Raw genomic sequence first — 21,041 nt, forward strand, 5'->3', positions numbered from 1 at the left:
TTCCCCTGTTCGAATGGAAGATCAGAGTTCGATTTCGATGTCGCCCTCAGCAGTATTGACACAGATCCGAACCGCTTGCCCCGTAGGTTCTGAGATATCCCCGTTACGTAGGTCACGTAAACGCCCCTTCTTCAGGGTACCTACACAGGTGTGACAGATGCCGATGCGACAACCGAACGTCAGATCCAGACCGGCATCCTCACCCGCAGCCAGAATCGTTGTGCCGCCGTCGCATTCGACGTCCTTCTTGCTGTTGAGGAACGTGACGGTGCCGCCCTCGCCTGCGTCGTCGCCACCGCCGATGACCGGCTGGAAACTCTCGTGATGGAATTTGTCGTAGTCGCCCTGGTCTTTCCAGTACGAGCGCAGATCGTCCAGATGTTCGCCAGGACCGGAGCAGAATGCTTCTCGGTCACGCCAATCCGGGACCAGTTCGTCCAGTTCGGATGCCTTCATCCGACCTTCGTCGCTGGTGATCCGGAGCTTCACCGCCAGTCCGTCGTGCTTGCTTTCGAGTTGGTCGAGAGTGTCGGCGAACATCAACTGCTCACGGTTGTGCACCGAATGCACCACCACGACGTCGCGAACCTGATCGTGATGATCGAGGGACCGCAGCATGCTGATGATGGGCGTGATTCCGCTGCCCGCGCTGATGAACACCATCTTGTCCGGAATCGGGCTCGGCAGAGTGAACTCACCCTCCACCTCACTGAGGCGGACGATGTCGCCGGTTCTGATGCTGCCCACCAGATACGGAGAGACCGTGCCCGACGGCACCAGCTTGGGGCTGACGCTGACGAGACCGTCGGCAGGATCGGGATCGGACGTCAGCGAATACGCTCGCCAGTGGTAACGACCGTCGATGAGTACTCCGAGCCGGACGTACTGCCCGGGTGTGTGGCCCTGCCACTCGAAACCGGGACGGATGTACACCGACACGGCTTCCGAACCCTCCGGAGCAACCCGCTCGACCTTCCCCCGAAGTTCGCGCGTGGTCCACAGCGGATTGATCATCGACAGATAGTCGTCGGGCCGGAGTGGATTGAACAACGATCGGACTGCACGCAGCATCGTCCGTCGCACAAAAGAAACCTGGGGCTTGGCCCCCCGTTCAGCCATACTCAACGGTAACCCTGTACGCCGTGCTACACATCCGAATCGCTCAGACTCGAATGAGACTGCTACACAAGGTGAACAGAACCGGCCGATATCGGCCGGTCAGCGCGCTCTGGAAACGCGGTCCCCCAGGGCGGCACTGACTTTTCCGTACCACCCGAGCGGACGCGCGGGCCCGCGTGTCGGCACGTCCGCGAGCAACGCCTCGGCCGTTTCCTCGGCGTCGATCTTGTTGTCGCCGATGCCACCCGTGGCACCTCGCTTGGCCCATCCGACGACGTAACACCCCGGAACCGGAGTGCCGTCGGCAGCGGTGATGCGGCCACCGTCGTTGCGAATGGTGCCACTGATGTCGTCGAACGGAATTCCCGGTGACGGGGTTCCGCGGTAGCCGATGGCGAGCAGCACCAACTCCGTGGGTAACTCGACCGCATGCTCACCGACGCCGACCTCGATGGACTGCACCGAGCCGCTGCCGTGGAGAGCGGACGGAGCTCGGCCGAACGCGAAGACGATGCGGCGGTCTTGTGCCTGCGACCCCAGTTCGACTCGCGCCGCCCCGGCCAGAGCCGATGCGGGAGCGGACAACGGCAGGCGATCGATGGCGTCGACGATTCCGTCCGGTCCTGCCACCACGACGTCGACATCCGGGCGGTCGACGAGGGCTTTGCACTCGGAACGGGTGAACGCCGCGAACTCGGGGCCGCGGCGCGCGAGAACGACGACCTCGGTGACGCGGTGGCGACGCAGCTCGGCCAGCGCATGCGGTGCGATCTCGGTCCCGACGAGCCGGTCCGGGTCGGCCGTGAGGATACGAGCCGCGTCGAGTGCGACGTTGCCGTTTCCGATGATGGTGACGCGGTCGACGCCGGTGAGATCGATGGCATCGGCTGGAACGTCAGGGTGGCCGGTGTACCAGCCCACCAGGGTGCGCGCGCTGACGGATCCATCGAGGTCGATGCCGGGAATCTCGAGGGCTCGGTCCTTGTCGGCACCGACTGCATAGACGACCGAATCGAACTTTCGGGCCAGTTCGACGTGGTCGACGTCCTTACCGACCTCGACGCCGAGCTTCATCGTCACTCGTGGATGCACGAAGATCCCACGGAAGTGCTCGCTGATGCGTCGGGTACCGAGGTGATCGGGAGCGACGCCGTAGCGGGCGAGACCGCCCGCGGTGGGCAGCCGGTCGTAGAACGTGACGTTGGTGCCGGGCACGCGCAGCAGCGCCTGGGCGGTGTAGCAGGCAGCCGGTCCGGTGCCGACGATGGCGATGTCGATCGGCGGTAGGTCGTTGACCGTCGCCACCGGGAACCGAGGCGCGCCCCACTCCGCCACGGCGGGCTTGTCCTTGTAGTAGTCGGCGTTGATGTCGGCGTAGATCTGCTGATCGGGCGTCAATCTCGAGACGCGAGTGATCGCGTCCACCGGACAGGCGTCGGCACAGGCACCGCAGTCGATACACGAGCGCGGATCGATGTAGAGCAACTCGGTCTTGCCGAAATCCGGCTCGTCCGGCGTCGGGTGTATGCAGTTGACGGGGCACACCGACAGGCAGGATGCGTCGTTGCAACAGTTCTGCGTGATCGCGAACGGCATTGTTCTCGGATGTCCTTCACGGCCTCGAAAAGAGTGGTCAGAGCATGTGCAGACGACGGTAGATCATCTCGGCCGGCTTGGTGACCAAACCGCAGTCGAGAAGAAATGCCATCAAGTGCTCGCTCGAGGTGCGCATCATCGTGTGGTGATGGGCGTTGTTCTTCGCTTCCTTCACCGCGCGGTCGACGTCGAGGCCCGCTGCTGCGTAGACCTCCTTGTTGACCATGTTGGACACGATCATGCGGGCGGCGATCGCGACGACGAGCGCGCTGGCCTTACGGCGAGCGGGGCTCTTCTCGGCGATCTCCTCACGCATCTGAGCGCGCGCGAACGTCATGTGCCGCGACTCTTCGACGACGTGGATCTTGCTGGTGGTGCGCACGAGCGGCAGCACGTTCTCGCCGCGCATCCAGTCGCGCTGCATGACGTCGAGCACCTCTTCGGCGACGAGGATGCCTCCGTAGGCGACCTCGGCGGACGCGAGAGCCTTGAAGCCACGGCCGAGTTCGATGCTCGATCGACGCGGCAGGTATGCCTTGATACCCATCTTCTGGCAGGCGCGGGCGAACATGATCGAGTGACGGCACTCGTCGGCGATCTCGGTGAGAGCGAACTGGAAGTCCGAGTTCGACGAGTCCTTGCAGTACTGATCACGCAGAACCATCTGCTGCAGGATCATCTCGAACCAGATTCCGGTGCTCATGATCGAGCAGACCTCGTGACGAGTGAGCGTGATGCGCTGCTCCTCGGTCATCTCGTCCCACAGCTTCGTGCCGTAGAGCGTGCTCCACTCCGGGTTCAGTCCGTAGAGGGAGGGATCGAGATCGGCTTCCCAATCGACCTCCTCGGACGGGTCGTACGACAGCTGGGCGGCGGAATCGAGCAAACGAGCGGAAACGTCCTCGGGCTCGAGAACGTCGTTCCTGGAGAGTGTGCTGGTCATCGCCGTGGTTCCTTCCATCGTCGAAAAGCTGTAGGTAACTGTTACGGAGATTACCAGGTACTCAGCGACACAGGTAGTCACTCCGGCAGAAAGTTCCAGATTCTTTTCGCTTGTCCCTACAGTTCGAGCGTGCAGGACACGGAGAGCGTGGCGGCGGTGTCGTGAACGAGTTCGAGGGCGAGACCGCACTGATGACCTTCGGCGCTCCGGGCTAGCACTCGCTCTGGAAGACGGGCGAGAGGGTCCCCGCCGACGTCCGAACCTCGGGCGAAAAATTCGAAGGTTTCCCGTTCGGTGCCGATGGGGCATACCCCCCGAACCAACTCACCCCATCGCGCATGCGCGAGACGTTGACTGGTACAACGTCTCTCGCTCCGAAAGGCAACCATGCCCGCAATTCTTTTCGGCTCGATCAGCACACTCGTCGACACGTCCGAACTGCAACGCCGATCGTTCAACGAGGCCTTCGCAGCGCACGATCTGAACTGGAACTGGTCCCGTGACGACTACCGGGCGATGCTCGGATCGAACGGTGGTGCCGACCGCATCAGCGAGTACGCGTCCGATACCGGCACCGAGGTGGACGCCGCCGCCGTGCATGCAACGAAGTCCGAGATCTTCCAGCGTCTGATCGGCGAATCCGACGTGAAGACGCGACCGGGCGTGGCCGACACGATCGACTCCGCGAAGGCGAACGGCCTGAAGGTCGGCTTCGTGACGACCACCTCGCGGGACAACATCGACGCACTGCTTGCTGCCCTGTCGCCCGAGCTCACCGCCGATTCGTTCGACGTCATCGTCGACGCATCCTCGGTGGACGCAGGCAAGCCCGACCCCGCATCCTACGAGTTCGCTTTGAAGACGTTGGGCGAGAACGCATCCGACAGCGTGGCCATCGAGGACAACGCCGGCGGCGTTGCGGCGGCATCGGCCGCGGGCATCACGTGCGTCGCATTCCCGAACGAGAACACCGCAGGCACCGAGTTCGGCTCGGCCACCGACACCGTCGATGCACTCGATCCCGAGCGCGTACGCGCTCTGATCGCAGCCTGACCCTTCATCCACCCCAGGAGTAATTGTGAGCAATCTTCAGGCCCAGGTCGTTGCCGGGGACAGGTCGTTTCGCGTCGAGGGATACGAGCGCATCGAGTACGACCTGATCTATGTCGACGGCGTGTTCGCAATCGAGAACACCGAACTGGCCGACAGCTACCGACCGTACGGTCGCGCGCTGATGGTCGTCGACGAGTCTGTGCACGAAATCTACGGTGACCGGATCAGCGCGTACTTCGACCACTACGACATCGACCTGACGGTGGTTCCGGTTCACATCGCGGAGACCGCGAAGTCGCTGGAGACGTTCGAGCGCATCGTGGGAGAGTTCGATGCGTTCGGTCTGGTCCGCACCGAGCCGGTGCTTGTGGTCGGTGGCGGGTTGACCACGGACGTAGCAGGTTTCGCGTGCGCCAGCTACCGTCGCAACACCCCGTACATTCGCATTCCCACCACGCTGATCGGCCTGATCGACGCGAGTGTGTCCATCAAGGTGGCCGTCAATTACGGAAAGCACAAGAACCGCCTCGGTGCCTACCACGCGTCGCAGAAGGTGCTCTTGGACTTCTCGTTCCTCGGCACGCTGCCCGAGGATCAGGTGCGCAACGGCATGGCCGAGCTGATCAAGATCTCCGTCGTCGGCAATCTGGAGATCTTCGAGATGCTGGAGCAGTACGGTCCCGACTTGCTGCGAACCCGATTCGGTCATCTGGACGGAACAGCGGAATTGCGTTCGGTCGCAGACAGACTGACCTACTCGGCGATCGCGACGATGCTGGAACTCGAAGCCCCCAATCTCCACGAGATCGACCTCGATCGCGTCATCGCCTTCGGCCACACCTGGAGCCCGACTCTCGAGCTGACCCCGCCTGCACCGTTCTTCCACGGCCACGCGATCAACATCGACATGGCGCTCTCGACGACCGTCGCCGAGCAGCGCGGGCACCTGTCCACGGCCGACCGCGACCGCGTACTCGGCGTGATGGCGAGTATCGGCCTGGCACTGGACAGCCCCTACCTGACACCCGAATTGCTCTCCGAGGCAACGGCATCCATCCTCAAGACTCGCGACGGTATTCTGCGGGCTGCGGTGCCGGATCCGATCGGTACGTGCCGCTTCCTCAACGACCTCGACGCAGCCGAGCTGGCCGATGTCCTGACGCTGCACAAGAAGATCTGCCTGGACTTTCCGCGGGCAGGCGAAGGCCTCGACATGTTCACCGCGCCGACGCCGTGACGAAGGCCCCGCGACCGGTGACCCCGACGACCATTCTGGCGCGTGAGCTGAGCGAGATAGCCGATCTGCTCGCCGCCGGCGTCGGGGTCACCGACGAGCTGACCACCCGTGTTCATCGAGCCCGCGATCTCGCAGCGGGACTCGACCCGTACCTCGACACCTGCACCACCTCCCAATCCGCAGCACTGGCGACACTGGCGTCGCGGACCCGCACCGAGGACTGGAGATCACGTGACGTCGTCTCCGGCTCGGGGCCCCTGGAGATGGAAATGCTCTCCGGCCACGTGGAGGGACGCTTCCTTGCGTTTCTCGTGCACATGACCCGAGCGAAGCGAGTGCTCGAGATCGGTATGTTCACCGGCTACTCGGCTCTGGCGATGGCCGAGGCCCTGCCCGCGGGCGGCGAGGTGGTCGCGTGCGAGGTGGATCCGTACGTGGCCGAGTTCGCGCAGTCCTGCTTCGCGGAATCACCTGCGGGCTCGTCCATCACGGTGGAGGTGGGGCCGGCACTGGACACCCTGCGCCGGTTGGACGGAACGTTCGATCTGGTCTTCGTCGACGCCGACAAGACCGGATATCGCGCGTACGTGGAGCACTTGCTCGGTAGCGAGTTGCTGGCCGAGAACGCCGTGATCGCCGTCGACAACACCCTGCTGCAGGGCGAGCCGTACAGCGAACAGCCCACCGAGAACGGCCGAGCCGTCGCCGAATTCAACGATTACGTGGCGAACGACCCCCGCGTGGAGCAGGTACTGCTTCCTCTGCGCGACGGCGTGACTCTGATCCGTCGAACATGATTCGTACGGTTGCCGCGCTGTTCGGCCTCGCAGTCACCCTTCCCGCCGATCTCGCGGCGGCCGGGGTGGCTGTCGTTCGCGGCGAACGGCCCGCCACGCGCCGATCCGATTCACCCAAGACTGTCCTGATCAGCGGCGGGAAGATGACCAAGGCCCTGCAGCTCGCGCGGTCTTTCCACCTCGCCGGGCATCGCGTCGTCCTGGTGGAATCGGCCAAGTACCGCTTCACCGGGCATCGGTTCTCCCGGGCGGTCGACCGATTTCACTGCGTACCCGAGCCGACCGAACCCGGTTACGCCCGAGCACTTCTGGATGTGGTGCTCCGCGAGGGCGTCGACGTCTTCGTCCCCGTAGCAAGTCCCGCTGCAAGCATTCACGATGCCGACGCACGGGCGCTCCTCGATCCGCACTGCGAGGTGGTGCACGGTGACGGCGACACGGTTCGCATGCTCGACGACAAGTCCCGATTCTCCGAACGCGCTGCAGCGCTCGGCTTGCGCGTTCCCGATTGGCGGCGCATCACCGATGTGAAACAGATCGAGGAGTTCGACTTCCCACCGGGCCGCGAGTACATCCTCAAACGCATCTCCTACAACCCGGTCGGCCGAATGGACCTGACGCGGTTGACCCGCGACACGCCTGCCGACAACGTACGGTTCGCACGCGGTCTCGGGATCTCCGAGGACGATCCGTGGATTCTGCAGGAATTCATAGCCGGGCAGGAGTACTGCACCCACGGCACCGTCCGTGGAGGACGGCTGCAGGTGTACGGCTGCTGCGAATCGTCGGCGTTCCAGGTGAACTACGAGATGGTCGACAAGCCCGAGATACGTACCTGGGTCGAGACGTTCGTCGCCGACCTCGGAGTCACCGGACAGCTGTCGTTCGACTTCATCGAGGATGCGGACGGTGCCGTCCATGCGATCGAGTGCAATCCGCGCACCCATTCGGCGATCACCATGTTCTACGACCACCCCGACGTCGCTGCGGCGTACCTCGAGGACGGACACCCCGAGATCGTGCCGCTCTCCTCGGCCCGCCCGACCTACTGGATCTACCACGAGGTGTGGCGACTGCTCACCGAGGGCAACCGAAAGGCGCGCCTGGGCAGCATCTTCCGCGGCAAGGACGCCATTCTGACGGGATGGGATCCAGTGCCGTACCTGCTGGTGCACCACCTCCAGATTCCGTCGCTGCTCGTGCGGAATCTGCTGGCCCGACGCGGATGGTCTCGCATCGACTTCAACATCGGCAAGCTCGTGGAGAACGGAGGCGACTGATGGCCCTGTCGGTCCTGGTTTTGGTCGGATCGTCGGTGGACGAGTTCCATTGCGATCTGTCCCGGGTGTACGCGGGCGGATTCCTCGAGGCGCTCGGTGGTGATCCCGCCTACCGGTTCGAGGTGGCGTTCGTCTCACCCGGTGGGCTCTGGAGCTTCCCCGGTGGCATCGATGCCGCCAGTGTGGCTGCGGCGCACCAGATGCCGTTGGCGCAGGCGGTGGAGGTCATCTCGTCGTGGCATTTCGACGTCATGGTGCCGCAGATGTTCTGCCTACCCGGTATGACGACATACCGCAGCCTGTTCGATCTGTTGGGTGTGCCGTACGTGGGCAACGGTCCGGACGTGATGGCGATGACGGCCGACAAGGCCCGTGCCCGAGCCGTCGTCGCGGCGGCCGGGGTCGCCGTTCCCGCCGGTGTCGTGGTGCGCTGCGGCGACGACATCGACGTCGATCTGCCGGTGGTCGTCAAGCCCGTGGACTCGGACAATTCGATGGGCGTCACGCTCGTTCGCGAATCCGACCGTCTGGCAACCGCAGTGAGCGAGGCGTTGACGTACTCGTCTGCGGCACTGGTGGAGTCGTACGTCCCGTTGGGCCGCGAAGTCCGCTGCGGCATTGTCGAACGCGGCGGTGAGCTGATCTGCCTACCGCTCGAGGAGTATGCCGTCGAGTCGATTCGTACCAGCGCCGACAAGTTGAATCGCACGTCGGACGGGGATCTGTATCTCGTCGCGAAGGAACAGACCAAGGCGTGGATGGTCGACGTCTCCGATCCGATCACCGAGAAGGTCTGGGCGGCAGCACGATCGTGCTATCGATCCCTCGGCTGCCGACACTACGGTCTCTTCGACTTCCGGATCGACCCCGACGGTAGACCGTGGTTTCTCGAGGCCGGCCTGTACTGCTCGTACTCACCGTCGAGCGTGCTGGCGGTGATGGCCTCGGCGGCAGGCATCGCCGTGGACGAACTGTTCGCACGATCGCTCGACGAACTGTCGGTGAAGGAGATGTCCTCGTGACGCTGGGAATCGAGATCGACGATGTGGACCTCAGCTCCACCGCGATCGAAGAACTGCGAACGTTGTTGGCCGAACACGGCGTGCTGATTCTGCGGAAGCAGCCCCTGGACGACGCACGCTTCCTGGCGTTCCTCCGGCGGTTCGGCGACATGATGTTCACCGAGGGCGAGACGCCCGTGCCGGGCTTTCCCGATCTGAACGTCATCAGTAACGTCGGCCGAACCACACCGCCGAAATCGACCTTCCACGTGGACACCACGTACGTGGCGAATCCGCCTGCCTACACCGCATTACGCGCGGTCGAAGTACCGGAGTCGGGTGGCAGCACGTTGTTCAGCGACCAGTACGCGGCGTACGACACCTTGCCTGCCGACCGCAAAGCGGACCTGGCCGGAAGAACGGTGACGCACCGAGTCACCGGGGTGGCGTCGGACACCGATTCCTGTGCCGAACATCCCTTGTTCGCAGTGCATCCCGTGTCCGGGCGCACCGCATTGGCGTTGTCGGCACCCGCCCGGTGCGTGGCGATCAGCGGAATGTCCACCGAGCAGGCGCACGAGACCGTGCGATACCTGTTCGAGCACTCCACTCGCGAGACGAACCTGCTGACGCACTCGTGGGCACCGGACGATGTGGTGATGTGGGACAACCGATGTGTGATGCATCGAGCCGATCACAGCGCAGTGTCGGGAAACAGGGTGATGCACCGTGGAATGGTCGCGAATGGGGAACCTGCGTCGGTTGTGTGACCGACAACTCAAAGTCTTGCCGGTTCGCTTCAGGTCAGGAGAATCGAGTCATGACTTCCCCATTGACGATCAGCCGGGAGACAGCCGTCGGTGCCGAAGCTCGTCTGTCCTGGATTCTGTCCGGACTCGCGGGGATGGTGGGTGCAGTCGCCTTCCTGCATTCCGCCGGCTACTTCGTGACCTTCATGACCGGCAACACCGAACGTGCTGTGGTCGGGCACTTCGGGCACCCCGAGGGCAAGGAGGTCACCCCGGGGGCCTCACCGATCGCGGCTCTCTCGCTCATGGGGTCTTTCCTGGCCGGCGTGATCGTCTCGTCGATCTGTCGGCGTCGCTACTGGTCCAACCACCCACACGGAGCAACGGTGCTGACCACGATCGCGCTCGCCGGAGCGGGAGCGATCGACATCGCCATCTCCGGATGGTCGTCGGCCACCGTGAACTTCTACCCGATTCTGCTGGTGGCCTTCGCACTCGGTGCACTGAACACCGCGTTCACGAAGAAAGAGGAGACCTACATTCCCCTGAGCTATGTCACCGGCACCATGGTCAAACTCGGCCAGGGTATCGAGCGGCACATGTTCGGCGGCGGGACGCGCTACGACTGGCTCTGCTACACAGCCCTTCTCGGATCCTTCGCATTGGGTGGTGCGATCGGTGCCTTCATCGGCGTCGTCATCACCGGCCCGCAGGTACTGCTCCTCACCGCACTGATCAGCTTGGGCGCGACGATCTTCACCTTCACCCACACCGAGCGTCGCACGTTGCTGGGGTGAAGCCACCGATCCGGTTCAGCCCTCGACCAGCGGCGAGGCCACGACGATCTTGCGCAACATCTGCTCCGTGAAGCTCGAGGACAGGCGCGATCCGATCAGCACTTGCCGCTGCACCAGACCTTCGATCATCACCACGAGGGTTTCGGCGTCGGACGGTGGATCCTCGGAGTCCAGCGAGGCGACGATCCACTGGGTATACGTGACGAATGCTGCCCGCTGACTGTCGAACAACTCGCGGATCTCGTCGTCGTGCTGCGCCTCGCCGAGCATGATGTGGCGAGCGATCACCCGTTTGACGGCATCTCCCGACGTCATGGCGTCGATGAAATCGATGATGCGGGACACCACGACATCGGCGGTGAGTGGTTTGACGTCGACCAGGCTGCCGAACGTCGCGCCGGCCACCTCGAAGTCGCGGACGAACAATTGGCCGAGAGCCAGGTGAAGCAGCCGACTCCGGGTGGGCGCGTGGTAGTTCACCGACCCGGGACCGAGTCCTGCTGCCGCGTCCACCGCCCGGTGCGTCAAGCCGCGGAGCCCTTGGGTGGCGAGCACCTCGATAGCGGCGGTGGCGATCTCGTCGCGCCGACGCACTCTCGACTCATCGTCCTTGGGGTGTGCCGGACTCATACCGCGCAGTGTAGTGCCAGGCCATTGACATCCGCCGATTCCTGGCCCTAGCCTCAACGAATGTTGAGCAGGGTGGGGACATGAGCCGGGGGCCTTCCAGACGCCAGATCATGATCGGAGCAGCCGCCGCGGCCACCATCGCCGTCGTCGGCCCGGTAGCCAGGGCAGCAGCGGTGCCGGCGACCGGTTCGAGCGACGAGTGCGGCGAGCGCTATCAGGGCTATCGCGACGCCGATCGACATCTGCCGTACGCCCGATACATGGCGCAGCGAACGACACCCGCACCGGCCGTCGTCGCGGACACCTGCGCGGGCCCCGCGCTCGCACCCGATTCGATTCCCGGATTCGATTCGATCACAACCGATCTCGCGCCCACCGGCTACTCCACGATCGAAACCGGATACGGTCGACGCGCCGACGGAGTGACGTTCGTGGCGGTCCGCACCGCGATGCCGCGCGTGACCGCGGCGATGTGGGACTGGTGGTTCGGCTGGCATTCCACCGAGGCCGCACGCTACAAACTGTGGCATCCCGACGCCCATCTACATGCCGCACTTGCCGAGGATCGCACCGCACTCGACATCCCCGACAAGGCCAAGTACATCGGCAACACGACGTTCGTGGACGAGTACGTCGGGCCGAAGCTGCAGCAGCTGGGTATCGCTTTTCGCGATCCCATTGCGCACGGATTCGAAGTTCCCGCGGATCAGACGATCGTCTTCGGCCGAGTGGGCAGCTCCATCGCACCGGTGGACCTGGGCTGGCTGGCGCACCAGGTGCGCCCCGTCGACGGCGGTGCCGAGATGCGTAGCCGCTTCTTCCTGAACCTACGAGGGCTGCATGTTCCGGACCTGAAGCAGGCCGCGTGCGCCGTCCGCCGTGGGGCGTCGGTGGACCCGACGGACCTGGTTCTCGGACTCGACCTCGCCCGAGACCTGTTGCTGCACTGCGGACAGGAGATGAACCACCTCGCCGGCTTCCTGCCGGAGCTGTACGAGGAGTTCGGGGGCTGATCGTTCTCGGCGGCTAGTGGCCGAAGAATACTTTCGCCAGCACGATGAGCGCGGCGACCGCGGCAGTGGCCAACCCACCCAGAATCGCGCGGAAGGTCAACGGGTTGCCACGAATTCGCTCCGTGACCAGCTGGATCGTGGCCATGCGCACCACGATGACGCCACCGGCCAGCAGTTCCGACCACTGCCCAGGAAGCACCGACAACCAACCGAGTGCCAACATCAGCGCGGGGATGGTGCCGGAGCTCAGGATGGGCACGGCGTCGCGCAGTTCCTCGAAGGCCTTGAACGTGCGCTGCTCGTCGGTCGCATCACCGTGCGCTTCGGGAATCTGACTGCTTGCGACGAAATCCGCGAACACGTGCGCCAGGAACGTCGTCACCGCAGTGGCCAGAACCAGAACAGCGGCCGTTCCGTGTTCGATCGAGCTGGGCGTCGATGCAGCGACCGCTGCGAGGACCAGGATGTTTCCGTAGACGTAGGCGGACAGCCTCCTGGCCGCCCGCGCCGGCTCCAGCGGGCCGTCGGCGCGGGTGACCAATCGGCGATACAGCCGTGTTCTGCGAATACGGGGTTCTGCGTCGCTCATGCAGGAGATCGTTGCACGGTGGGCGAGATCATTCGACGGGAACGCCGAGCCGACCGGCCTGGTAGTCCTCGAATGCCTGCAGCACTTCGGACTTGGTGTTCATGACGAACGGGCCTGCCATCGCGACGGGTTCCCTGATCGGCTTGCCGCCGAGAACGAACACCTCGAGCGACTCCCCCACCGCCGAGGCAGACATCTCGATGGTGTCGCCGCGGCCGAACAGCGCAGTCTGCCCCATCCTGATCGGACGCTTCTCCGCGCCTACCGTGCCCTCTCCCGCGAGAACGTAGACGAGTGCGTTGAATTCACGATTCCACGGCAGCGTCAGCGCCGCGCCCGGTGCGATCGTGCTGTGCGAGAGCGCAATCGGAGTGTATGTCGAACCCGGCCCCTGCATTCCTGCGATCTCGCCGGCAATGACGCGAACCAACGCACCACCGTCGGGACTCGACGCCAACGCGACCTTGCTGCCGGTGATGTCCTGGTAACGCGGGTGCGCCATCTTGTTCTCACGCGGCAGATTGACCCAGAGCTGAACACCGTGGAACAGCCCGCCGGACATCACCAGATGCTCCGGCGGGGCCTCGATGTGCAGAATGCCACCGCCCGCCGTCATCCACTGGGTGTCGCCACCGCTGATGATTCCGCCGCCGCCGTGAGAGTCCTTGTGCTCCATGATGCCGTCGATCATGTAAGTCACCGTCTCGAATCCGCGGTGAGGATGCCACGGCGTTCCCTTCGGCTCACCGGGCGCGTAGTTCACCTCGCCCATCTGGTCCATGTGGATGAACGGATCCAGGGACGACATATCCAACCCGGCGAACGCTCGACGGACCGGAAAGCCTTCGCCCTCGTATCCCGTCGGTGCCGTCGTGACGGACCGGACCGGCCGAGGGACGGCGGTGGCGTCGGGCATGGGGATTCGGGGCAACGCGAGGATGTTGTCGACGGTCACTGCGGGCATGGGCGTCCCTTTCGGCAATGTAGTTGACTCTGCAACTACTATACCGAGCTCAACCCGACGGTGTCCGACGGTATTCCCGCGGTCAGCCCTGCCGGTCGGCCAGCCATTGCCTGATCTCGTCGGTCGGTTGCTCGACGATGTCGTCGAATTCCGAGTGCTTGCCCACGAAGGCTGCAACCAGTTCGCAGATCGGCACGATGCGCTTGGCGTCGGCGCGGGTGGCGTCGAGCGCCTGTTGCACGAGAATCGTTGCCAGTCCACGTCCGCCGTAGGCCGCGTCGACCTCGGTATGGAAGAAGATCCGTCGCGCATCCTCGTCGTCGACGAACTCGGTGAAGCCGACCTGCGTGCCGTCGACCGAGACGGTGAAACGATCTGCCTGCTGAGCGATCTCGACCTCGGCACCCGTTTTGTCGACTGTCATCTCGTGCTCCTCGCTTCGCCAGGCGCACACCGCGCCGAATCATCGTCGATCATTCTCGTCGAAATTGCAGCCGTTCGAAGAACTCGACCGTACGGATACTCACGGCTCACCTCGAAGGTCGGGTTCGTCGCCTCGAATCGGCTCGGTCTCGAGCATCGCCAGATCACGGAGCAGTTCCGATGCCGCAATCACCGACAATTCGAGTCCGCTGTGAAAGACGTGGACGATCTTCTGTTCGCCCCACATTCTCGGATTCGACACATTGAAGCCGGGAAACGCCATGATCACCGCCGTCGTGGAATCCAGACGCTTGTTCAGCGAGATCTGGGCACCCTTGTCTTGCGGATCCTCACGCTTCCATCCTCTTTCACCCAGCGCGAGCAGCTGATCGGTAGTCGTCTTGCGACCCTCGAGTGCTGCCATCTCGGCGGCGACATCCGTCCTGAAGACCTCCCGTCGGACCTGCTCGAAAGGCTGTTCCGGCATGAAGGTCCAGCTGCCGAGCGAGTCGCCCATCGTTGCCGGGTGGGCCACGACAACAAGATCGCCGTCTGCGACCTCGATATCGCGGCCGTCCGGGCCCACGGGGCGACGCAGCTCGGAAAATCGGAAGTATCGTCCGTCCGTCGTCGACCACACCAGAGCACTGCACAGATGCCAGGTCAACGGATGCCCGACGAGATGGGTCCGAACCTGCGACAGGGTCCAGCGCCGCTGGTTCACCATGGCTTTCTCGAACCGAGAAACGAGTTCGGTGCGCACCCCCTCGAGATCCTTCCTCAGGTCGGTGTACCGACGGTATTCCTCGCGCGCACCGTCGGAATCGGTGCGGCCGGGCCGCGGTACCCGGTCTCGGACCTTACCGTCGTTGTCTTCGACCACTATTCGAAGCTCGTGATCGAACGTGAGGGTGAAGGTTCGGTCTCCGTAATCGAAGGTCGTCGTACCGTCCGCGTCGAGCCCCAAGTTCGGCACCAATCGGTCGGCAAGTTCGAGAGGCGTCAGATTCAGCTCGTCGGCGATTCGGTGAATCAGTTTGTCGGCCTTGGCGCGAAGAGCAGGAAACCGGAGCGACTGCGAGATCGACCACAGGTGTCCGAGCGCGGCGTCGCTCCCGATCATGGCGAGGGCCTCGAGTCCCATCGCCGCGCGTCGGTGCGCCGACTGAAGCGGCCAGGTCCTGATCAGCGGGGTCAATTGCCGCGCAGTGTCGTCGTCACCCACTATCCCGAGGGCGTCGAGAGTCCAGCTCTGCGCTTCCGGAGCGCCCGCCCGCAACCACCTCTCGAACATGTCCCAGACGAACTTCGTGAGTTCGGGATGGCCGACGAGTTCACGAACGATATCGACGCCGGCGTACACCTCGTCCATTCGTGACAGCGAGAACATGGTGCAGATCGGGCGGATCGCGTCGGACGGCAGCTGTGCGCGCTCTCCCTGCAACGTCAACGGGGGGAGCAACGCCGGGTCCAGCCAGTCCGGGATGACCGGAATATGCCGCGGCAGGGCCAGAAGTGGATCTGCGTCGACGATATCTACTATCGCCGCACCAGCGGGCTCCCCGTACGACCGTCCAGCAGCGACCACGGCGTCTCGATGTCCGCGTCGCGCAAGAGTGCACAGTGCGCGTCGGGCAAGGGTTCGGCTCGGTCCGGTACGGCCGAGAGCAAGAGGAACCAGATCCGATGCTGCACTGTCGATGTGGCGATCGAACCATTCGAACGCGACCGGTCTGAGCGACTTCTTGCCGAGCCATTCGAGCATTGTCGTCGTCAGTTGTCCCCCGACGACGGGCAGCAACACCTGCGCCTGACCGGCCGGTGCAGCGAGGACGGCACGAAGCACGAAATCGAGTGCATCGCCCTCGAATCGGGCCAACAGTCGGCCCAACGAGATGGCACCTCGATACGCGTAACGCGGCGTCGGGGCGTACGACAGCACCGGACGCAGCAGATGCTCCGGAGCGTACGAGATCTCGTGCAACGACCAGAAACCTGTGCCTCGACCGAACGCGGCGACCACCTCCGGCCAATCCCGGCGCCCGAGATAGGGCACGTAGACGTCGATGGCCTCGGCCCACTGTCGCTGCTCGTCTCCCCGCCATGCCACACGCAGCGGCGCTGGGGGACTTTCGAGACGAAATACCTGCTCTCGGACGTCTCCGCGATCCATGGATTCGGCGCGGCCGAGCCACGGTGGATCGCGTAGCAGCGCAGGGACATCCGACGATTCGAGCGTTGTTCCGGATACTCGCTTGCGCGTCGCGGACTCCGGATGAACGTGCTCCAGATCCCGGCGCAGCCGCTCCGCATCCGGCCCGGAGGCGTCGGCCAGCAACCGCGCGGCTCGCTCGGGCGATCGTGCTATCGCCTCGATCACGGCGGGCTCGATGTACTTGCTACCCAGCCGAGACACCAAGTGCTCGAATCCCGAGTCCGTGTCTATCTCGCCGAGTATCCCGGCACACCATTTCTTGTGCTGGGCAGACAGGTTGCCCTCGAACAACTCGGCTACGAAGGGCTCGACACCCGGTCCGATATTCGCACACAGTGCGTATACGAAGTTCATGCTCATCCCGGTGGACCAGATCGCATGATCTCGCGTTTCTTCGAGCGCGAGAATTTTCTCGACCGACTCGACCGAGTCGACGCTGGCCAAGAGGTAATAGCAGTAGCTTCGGTAATAGCGGTGGACGGTCTGCGACCGCGCGATGTCCGCATCAACCCACTCGTGCTGGGTCGGGAACAGGAACGACGTCAACAGATTGCATCCGATTCGCGCGCCACGCTGCGGCGCGAGCCTGTCCACCGCGTTCGCATAGTCGTCGGCGGGGAGGGCAGCCAACGCCGTGCGCACCCTGCTCGCCGAATCTCCGAACACGACATTGCGAAGGTCGTCGGGATCTCGCACGCCGAGTGAGTGCCGGGTACGCGATCGATCCGGTACGAGTTCGCGGGTCACCAACTCCACACCTACCGCCTCGGCGAGCATCTCCGCAGCGAATACCGCGCCGAAGCGGCCGATGACGAAGTCCACGAATGGAACTCGCATCTTGTGCTCCGGCTGATCGGTGACGACCGTAAGAGTCACAGCAGCACCGGTAGGGGTCACACCGGCGCCCGAGAACCGTCCGTCGACGAAGGCGTGCGCGGCCGCCGACAGCTCCGAATTCGACTCGGGATGGTCGACTGTTTCGCCGAAACGTCCGGCGGTTCGAACGAGCAGGTCGTCGATAGCGGCTTCCTTCGCAGCCACCGCTGTGACTGCCGCCTTCGCGCTGGCTCTCGGCCGGGTGGATCGAGGTTGCGGACTCCGCCCGTGGAACGCCTCGCCGCGTCGCCACCACAAAGCGGGGACTTGCCATCCGGTCTGTCGCGCACCCACCCGACGACCATAGAACAGAACGCCTACGCCGGCGGGAAAGTCGGGAGGCTGATTCCGACACGACGTCGTCGCATAAGCCCAGTTCAACACCGCTCGGAATTGCCGACCAGCGCCTCTGTACGGTGGAGCGAAGGACCTCGACCGATGAATCATCCAGGGAAAGGAACTTCATGGCTCAGCCAGACAGGCTGGAGAAAGACCCGAACAAAGGTTTTGTGGCCCTGCTGGGCTGGAGTTTGGCCGCAGTGGAAGCACTGGACAAGTTCGATCGGCGCTACGTTGTCGTCGCCCCCGAGTGGGCCGAGGCGTACTGCACCGAGCACGACATTCCCTACCTCCCGTGGAACTTCGAGCGACTCAACGATCGCTCACTGGAAATCGCCGAGACCCTGCAGGCAAAGGGCGTCGACGTCGCGATACCGCTCTACGAGGAGACGGTCGAGTGGGCCGGCGCCATCAACTCGGTACTGCTCGGCAACCCACGCCTGTTCGGTCAGGCAATGCTGTTGCGCGACAAGTCCTTGATGAAGCGCCGTGCTCAGCTCGGCGGTATCCGCGTCGGCATCTTCGAAGAAGCCCACGACCGTGAGGACGTCACTCGATTCCTCAAACGTGTCAACCAGACGCTACTCAAGCTCGACGGCGATCCCAACGACCCGATCCACGTCAAGGCTTTCGACAAGGCCGGTTGCCTGGGCCACCGCGTCATTCGCACCCCTGACGAGGTCGACTCCATTCCCGACGAGGAATTTCCGGCGCTGATGGAATCTCACCTCGACGGCTGGGAGTTCGCTGTCGAAGCATGGATTCACAACGGCAAGATCAAGTTTCTCAACATCTCGGAGTACGTCACGCTCGGCTACTCGGTGTTCGTTCCTGCGACACCCGAGCTGGAGAAGTACCGCGAGCAGATCACGGTGCAGATCGAGAAGCTGATCAAGACCTTCGACATCGAGTTCGGATTCATTCACCCCGAGTACTTCGTGACCAGTGACGGTGAAATGTACTTCGGCGAAGTGGCTTACCGGCCACCGGGTTTCAAGGTGTTCGAGCTGCTGGAGCGAGCCTACGGATTCAACGCCTACCAGGGCTTGGCATTGGCGTTCGACCCGAAGACCACCGAGGAGGAGATCGACGCCTTCTTCCCGAAGGAGGTGGTCGACGCCACCGGTCACGCCGGGTGCTTCGGCGTCTACCCGCGCCGACGCGTCGTCAGCGATCTCGTCATCCCCGAGGTCACCGCGGACGACGACTACTACGAGACCAACGACCTGTCGGCTCCGGTCGAGGAAACCGTCACCAAGAGAACGGCATTCGGCACGCACTGGGGCCTGCTGTACTTCTTCGGCGACGATCCCTACCGAATGCGCGATCTGCTCAAGCAACAGGAAGAACTGGACTTCTACGTGTGAAGCAGCAACTCGGGGACGACACCAGCCCACCGTCACAGACGATGCACGAGCCGGCACCGACCAACGCGACCACGGCCGTGGACAGAGCGTTGGCATCACGTTTGGCGCAGCTCGACCATGCGATGCACGCGTTGGCCGATGCACCCGAGTTCAGCAAGAACACCAAGGTGCGGCGAGTTCTCGATGCGTTGCATCGAGTCTTGTTGCAGCCCGGTGGTTGCGGTGCAATTCGCGAACGCGCCGAGATGCTCGAGAATGCGGGGCTGTTCGCGGGCACCGACTGGGCGCACCCGGACATTCTCGTTCCAGGGTTCGTGGGGCCCAGCCTGCGCAGCGGCAACGACGACACCTTCGTGCTCGAAGCGACCAGCGAACTGCGGATGGTCGCGATCGTTGCGGGCGAGTACGAGCATGCTGCGGTGACCGCCGAGGATGCCCGTCGGTTCCTTTCTCAGGTTCTCGCGGTCAATCTCGACGTGCTGTTCACACCCCCGTCCGAGTCGGAGCGAGTTCGCCTGGGTCGTACCGCGCATCTGATCCGTGATCTGTTCGGGTACGTGGCCGGGCAGATCGGCTACGACAGTGTGCTCGACGAGTTGGTCGAAGAAATCTGGCGGATCCTGCGGCAGCGCCCGATTCAGGTGGACACCATCAAGGACATGGTCACCCGCATCGCGATCTATCGTGACGATCCGACCGTCGACCTCGGCAACTCCGGGCAGGGCCTGGATCGGTTGATCACGGCCCTGTTCGGAACCACCGATGCGTGCCGAGAGGATCCGGGCGTCGAGGTGTACCGGTCGCGGCTCGAAGCGATGGACGTCGAGGCGTTGCAGTTCGAGGCCCGCGGATTCGCGCGAGCGATGCACGACACCGGACTGGTCTCGCCGTACCACGCGACGCTGACGCAGTATCTCGTCGACCACTACTCGTACGTTCTGCCCGAGGCCCTCGGTCTGTCCGACACCGGCCGGACCTGCCTGACGCGGTACCCCGAACTGGTCCATCGCCTCATCGAAGAAACGGTGTACCCCGAAACCGCGCAGTGCCTCTACGGTTTGGCGCTGCTGCTCGATCGCGGGATTCTGCATCAGCCGCCGATCGTGCCGTCCCTGTGGCGGCAGATCTCGTTGAAGCTCGCCCCTGCGGTGCGGGAACGACTGATCACCACGTTCGGGCCGGTCCCCGCGCCGGAGTCACGCTTGCTCGGCGGTTTGCTCTCGATGCTCGGGCAGCCCCTCGGTGTGGGCCAGGGCGACAACCCGACGTGTCAGTCGGCGCGGGCCTTGTCGATGTGGGCCTACAACGATCCCGACTACCTGCTGCAGATGGTGGTGTGGGCGGCGCGTGACGAGGAGATCGTCATGCACTTCGAGGGGCAGTCGATCTCGTCGACCGACAGTGTCAGCGGCGTCGCCACGTCCGATCCGGTGGACCTCGATCCCGCGTCGCTGTTGCTGGTTCCGCACCTCGACCGCATCTACGCCGAGATGGTCCGGCGTTGCGCCGATCGTCCCGGCGATCCGCACCGCTGGGTCAATCCCGAGTTCCACGGATGGTGGTCGGCGCGCGAATTCCACATCGACGTCGATGTCGAGACCGGCAATCTCGTCGACCTGGACGCATTTTTGCGGCAGTTCTATGCCGCGTACCACCCGGAGTACAACGGGCACCAACCGTTGATCCATCCGCAACCGGCAGGTGTGGCCGTAACCGACAGTGCCGCACGGTATGTGGGGTGGCACGCCATCACGATCCTGCGCGTGAACACCGATCCCGACGGCGTCATGCGGGTGTACTTCTTCAACCCGAACAACGACAGCGGCCAGGACTGGGGTGACGGCGTCGTGGTGGGAACGGCGGGCAACGGCGAACGCGCAGGCGAGGGTTCGCTGCCGTTCGACCAGTTCGCCTCACGGCTGTACATATTCCACACCGATCCCCTCGAGAACGGCGAGCCCGAGAGAATTCCCGCCGAGGAGATCGAGCGGATCCGGGGATACATCGAGCGGAGTTGGGGCGCAGAACGTTCGGTGCCCCAGGCCTGAGATGC

Annotated in this window: 18 protein-coding genes; 10 read left to right on the forward strand and 8 right to left on the reverse strand. The window is 63.9% G+C overall.

The window, feature by feature from the left end; all coding sequences use genetic code 11:
• Nucleotides 1-21 precede the first annotated feature (21 nt).
• The 3 genes from CH302_RS15455 to CH302_RS15465 form a co-directional block, all read right to left on the reverse strand.
• Nucleotides 22-1,119: a ferredoxin reductase gene (locus tag CH302_RS15455; protein WP_037194460.1), complete on the reverse strand. Its 1,098-nt coding sequence runs from the start codon at nt 1,117-1,119 to the stop codon at nt 22-24.
• Between the two features lie 99 nt (nt 1,120-1,218).
• Nucleotides 1,219-2,715 (reverse strand): FAD-dependent oxidoreductase, encoded by a 1,497-nt coding sequence (locus CH302_RS15460; protein ID WP_037194459.1) that lies wholly within the window; start codon nt 2,713-2,715, stop codon nt 1,219-1,221.
• Between the two features lie 37 nt (nt 2,716-2,752).
• Nucleotides 2,753-3,658 (reverse strand): AurF N-oxygenase family protein, encoded by a 906-nt coding sequence (locus tag CH302_RS15465; RefSeq protein WP_082323821.1) that lies wholly within the window; start codon nt 3,656-3,658, stop codon nt 2,753-2,755.
• A gap of 387 nt (nt 3,659-4,045) precedes the next feature.
• On the opposite strand from CH302_RS15465, the gene CH302_RS15470 reads away from it, so the two are divergent.
• The 7 genes from CH302_RS15470 to CH302_RS15500 are packed head-to-tail and all read left to right on the forward strand — an operon-like array spanning nt 4,046 to nt 10,572.
• Nucleotides 4,046-4,711, forward strand: a complete 666-nt coding sequence (locus tag CH302_RS15470) for an HAD-IA family hydrolase (protein ID WP_037194457.1) — start codon at nt 4,046-4,048, stop codon at nt 4,709-4,711.
• 25 nt (nt 4,712-4,736) lie between these two features.
• Complete coding sequence (locus CH302_RS15475) at nt 4,737-5,948, forward strand: sedoheptulose 7-phosphate cyclase (protein WP_037194456.1); 1,212 nt, start codon at nt 4,737-4,739, stop codon at nt 5,946-5,948.
• Nucleotides 5,949-5,965: 17 nt separating this feature from the next.
• Nucleotides 5,966-6,745 (forward strand): O-methyltransferase, encoded by a 780-nt coding sequence (locus tag CH302_RS15480; protein ID WP_037194709.1) that lies wholly within the window; start codon nt 5,966-5,968, stop codon nt 6,743-6,745.
• Nucleotides 6,742-8,025 carry an ATP-grasp enzyme gene (locus CH302_RS15485; RefSeq protein WP_037194455.1) on the forward strand — a complete coding sequence of 428 codons (1,284 nt, stop codon included), beginning with the start codon at nt 6,742-6,744 and terminating at the stop codon, nt 8,023-8,025. Before CH302_RS15480 ends, CH302_RS15485 begins: the two co-directional genes overlap by 4 nt.
• Nucleotides 8,025-9,047 carry a D-alanine--D-alanine ligase family protein gene (locus tag CH302_RS15490; protein WP_037194452.1) on the forward strand — a complete coding sequence of 341 codons (1,023 nt, stop codon included), beginning with the start codon at nt 8,025-8,027 and terminating at the stop codon, nt 9,045-9,047. Before CH302_RS15485 ends, CH302_RS15490 begins: the two co-directional genes overlap by 1 nt.
• Nucleotides 9,044-9,796 (forward strand): TauD/TfdA dioxygenase family protein, encoded by a 753-nt coding sequence (locus CH302_RS15495; protein WP_082323814.1) that lies wholly within the window; start codon nt 9,044-9,046, stop codon nt 9,794-9,796. The genes CH302_RS15490 and CH302_RS15495 overlap by 4 nt, the downstream gene beginning before the upstream one ends.
• A 50-nt stretch (nt 9,797-9,846) precedes the next feature.
• Nucleotides 9,847-10,572 carry a YoaK family protein gene (locus CH302_RS15500; RefSeq protein WP_052047998.1) on the forward strand — a complete coding sequence of 242 codons (726 nt, stop codon included), beginning with the start codon at nt 9,847-9,849 and terminating at the stop codon, nt 10,570-10,572.
• 15 nt (nt 10,573-10,587) lie between these two features.
• On the opposite strand, the gene CH302_RS15505 is transcribed toward CH302_RS15500, so the two are convergent.
• On the reverse strand, nt 10,588-11,202 hold the full coding sequence (locus tag CH302_RS15505; protein ID WP_052047997.1) for a TetR/AcrR family transcriptional regulator: 615 nt from the start codon (nt 11,200-11,202) through the stop codon (nt 10,588-10,590).
• Between the two features lie 80 nt (nt 11,203-11,282).
• Between CH302_RS15505 and CH302_RS15510 the strand changes: the two genes are divergently transcribed.
• Entirely contained in the window at nt 11,283-12,215 is a 933-nt protein-coding gene (locus CH302_RS15510; protein ID WP_230596412.1) for a DAPG hydrolase family protein, read from the forward strand.
• A 13-nt stretch (nt 12,216-12,228) separates the two neighbouring features.
• On the opposite strand, the gene CH302_RS15515 is transcribed toward CH302_RS15510, so the two are convergent.
• The 4 genes from CH302_RS15515 to CH302_RS15530 form a co-directional block, all read right to left on the reverse strand.
• Nucleotides 12,229-12,804 (reverse strand): hypothetical protein, encoded by a 576-nt coding sequence (locus tag CH302_RS15515; RefSeq protein ID WP_037194450.1) that lies wholly within the window; start codon nt 12,802-12,804, stop codon nt 12,229-12,231.
• A gap of 28 nt (nt 12,805-12,832) precedes the next feature.
• A complete protein-coding gene (locus CH302_RS15520; protein WP_037194448.1) occupies nt 12,833-13,768 on the reverse strand; it encodes a pirin family protein in 936 nt (311 codons plus the stop codon).
• A gap of 82 nt (nt 13,769-13,850) precedes the next feature.
• Complete coding sequence (locus tag CH302_RS15525) at nt 13,851-14,192, reverse strand: GNAT family N-acetyltransferase (protein ID WP_037194698.1); 342 nt, start codon at nt 14,190-14,192, stop codon at nt 13,851-13,853.
• A gap of 99 nt (nt 14,193-14,291) precedes the next feature.
• The gene (locus tag CH302_RS15530; RefSeq protein ID WP_037194446.1) at nt 14,292-17,447 is read right to left on the reverse strand and encodes a DUF4132 domain-containing protein; all 3,156 of its coding nucleotides are present in this window, start codon (nt 17,445-17,447) and stop codon (nt 14,292-14,294) included.
• A 299-nt stretch (nt 17,448-17,746) separates the two neighbouring features.
• On the opposite strand from CH302_RS15530, the gene CH302_RS15535 reads away from it, so the two are divergent.
• Together CH302_RS15535 and CH302_RS15540 are read left to right on the forward strand one after the other, a co-directional pair.
• Nucleotides 17,747-18,988, forward strand: a complete 1,242-nt coding sequence (locus CH302_RS15535) for an ATP-grasp domain-containing protein (RefSeq protein WP_037194443.1) — start codon at nt 17,747-17,749, stop codon at nt 18,986-18,988.
• Nucleotides 18,989-19,029: 41 nt separating this feature from the next.
• Nucleotides 19,030-21,036 (forward strand): hypothetical protein, encoded by a 2,007-nt coding sequence (locus CH302_RS15540; protein ID WP_052047996.1) that lies wholly within the window; start codon nt 19,030-19,032, stop codon nt 21,034-21,036.
• Nucleotides 21,037-21,041: the final 5 nt, after the last annotated feature.

It is taken from the genome of Rhodococcus sp. 15-2388-1-1a (assembly GCF_002259145.1).
Classification (GTDB): domain Bacteria; phylum Actinomycetota; class Actinomycetes; order Mycobacteriales; family Mycobacteriaceae; genus Rhodococcoides.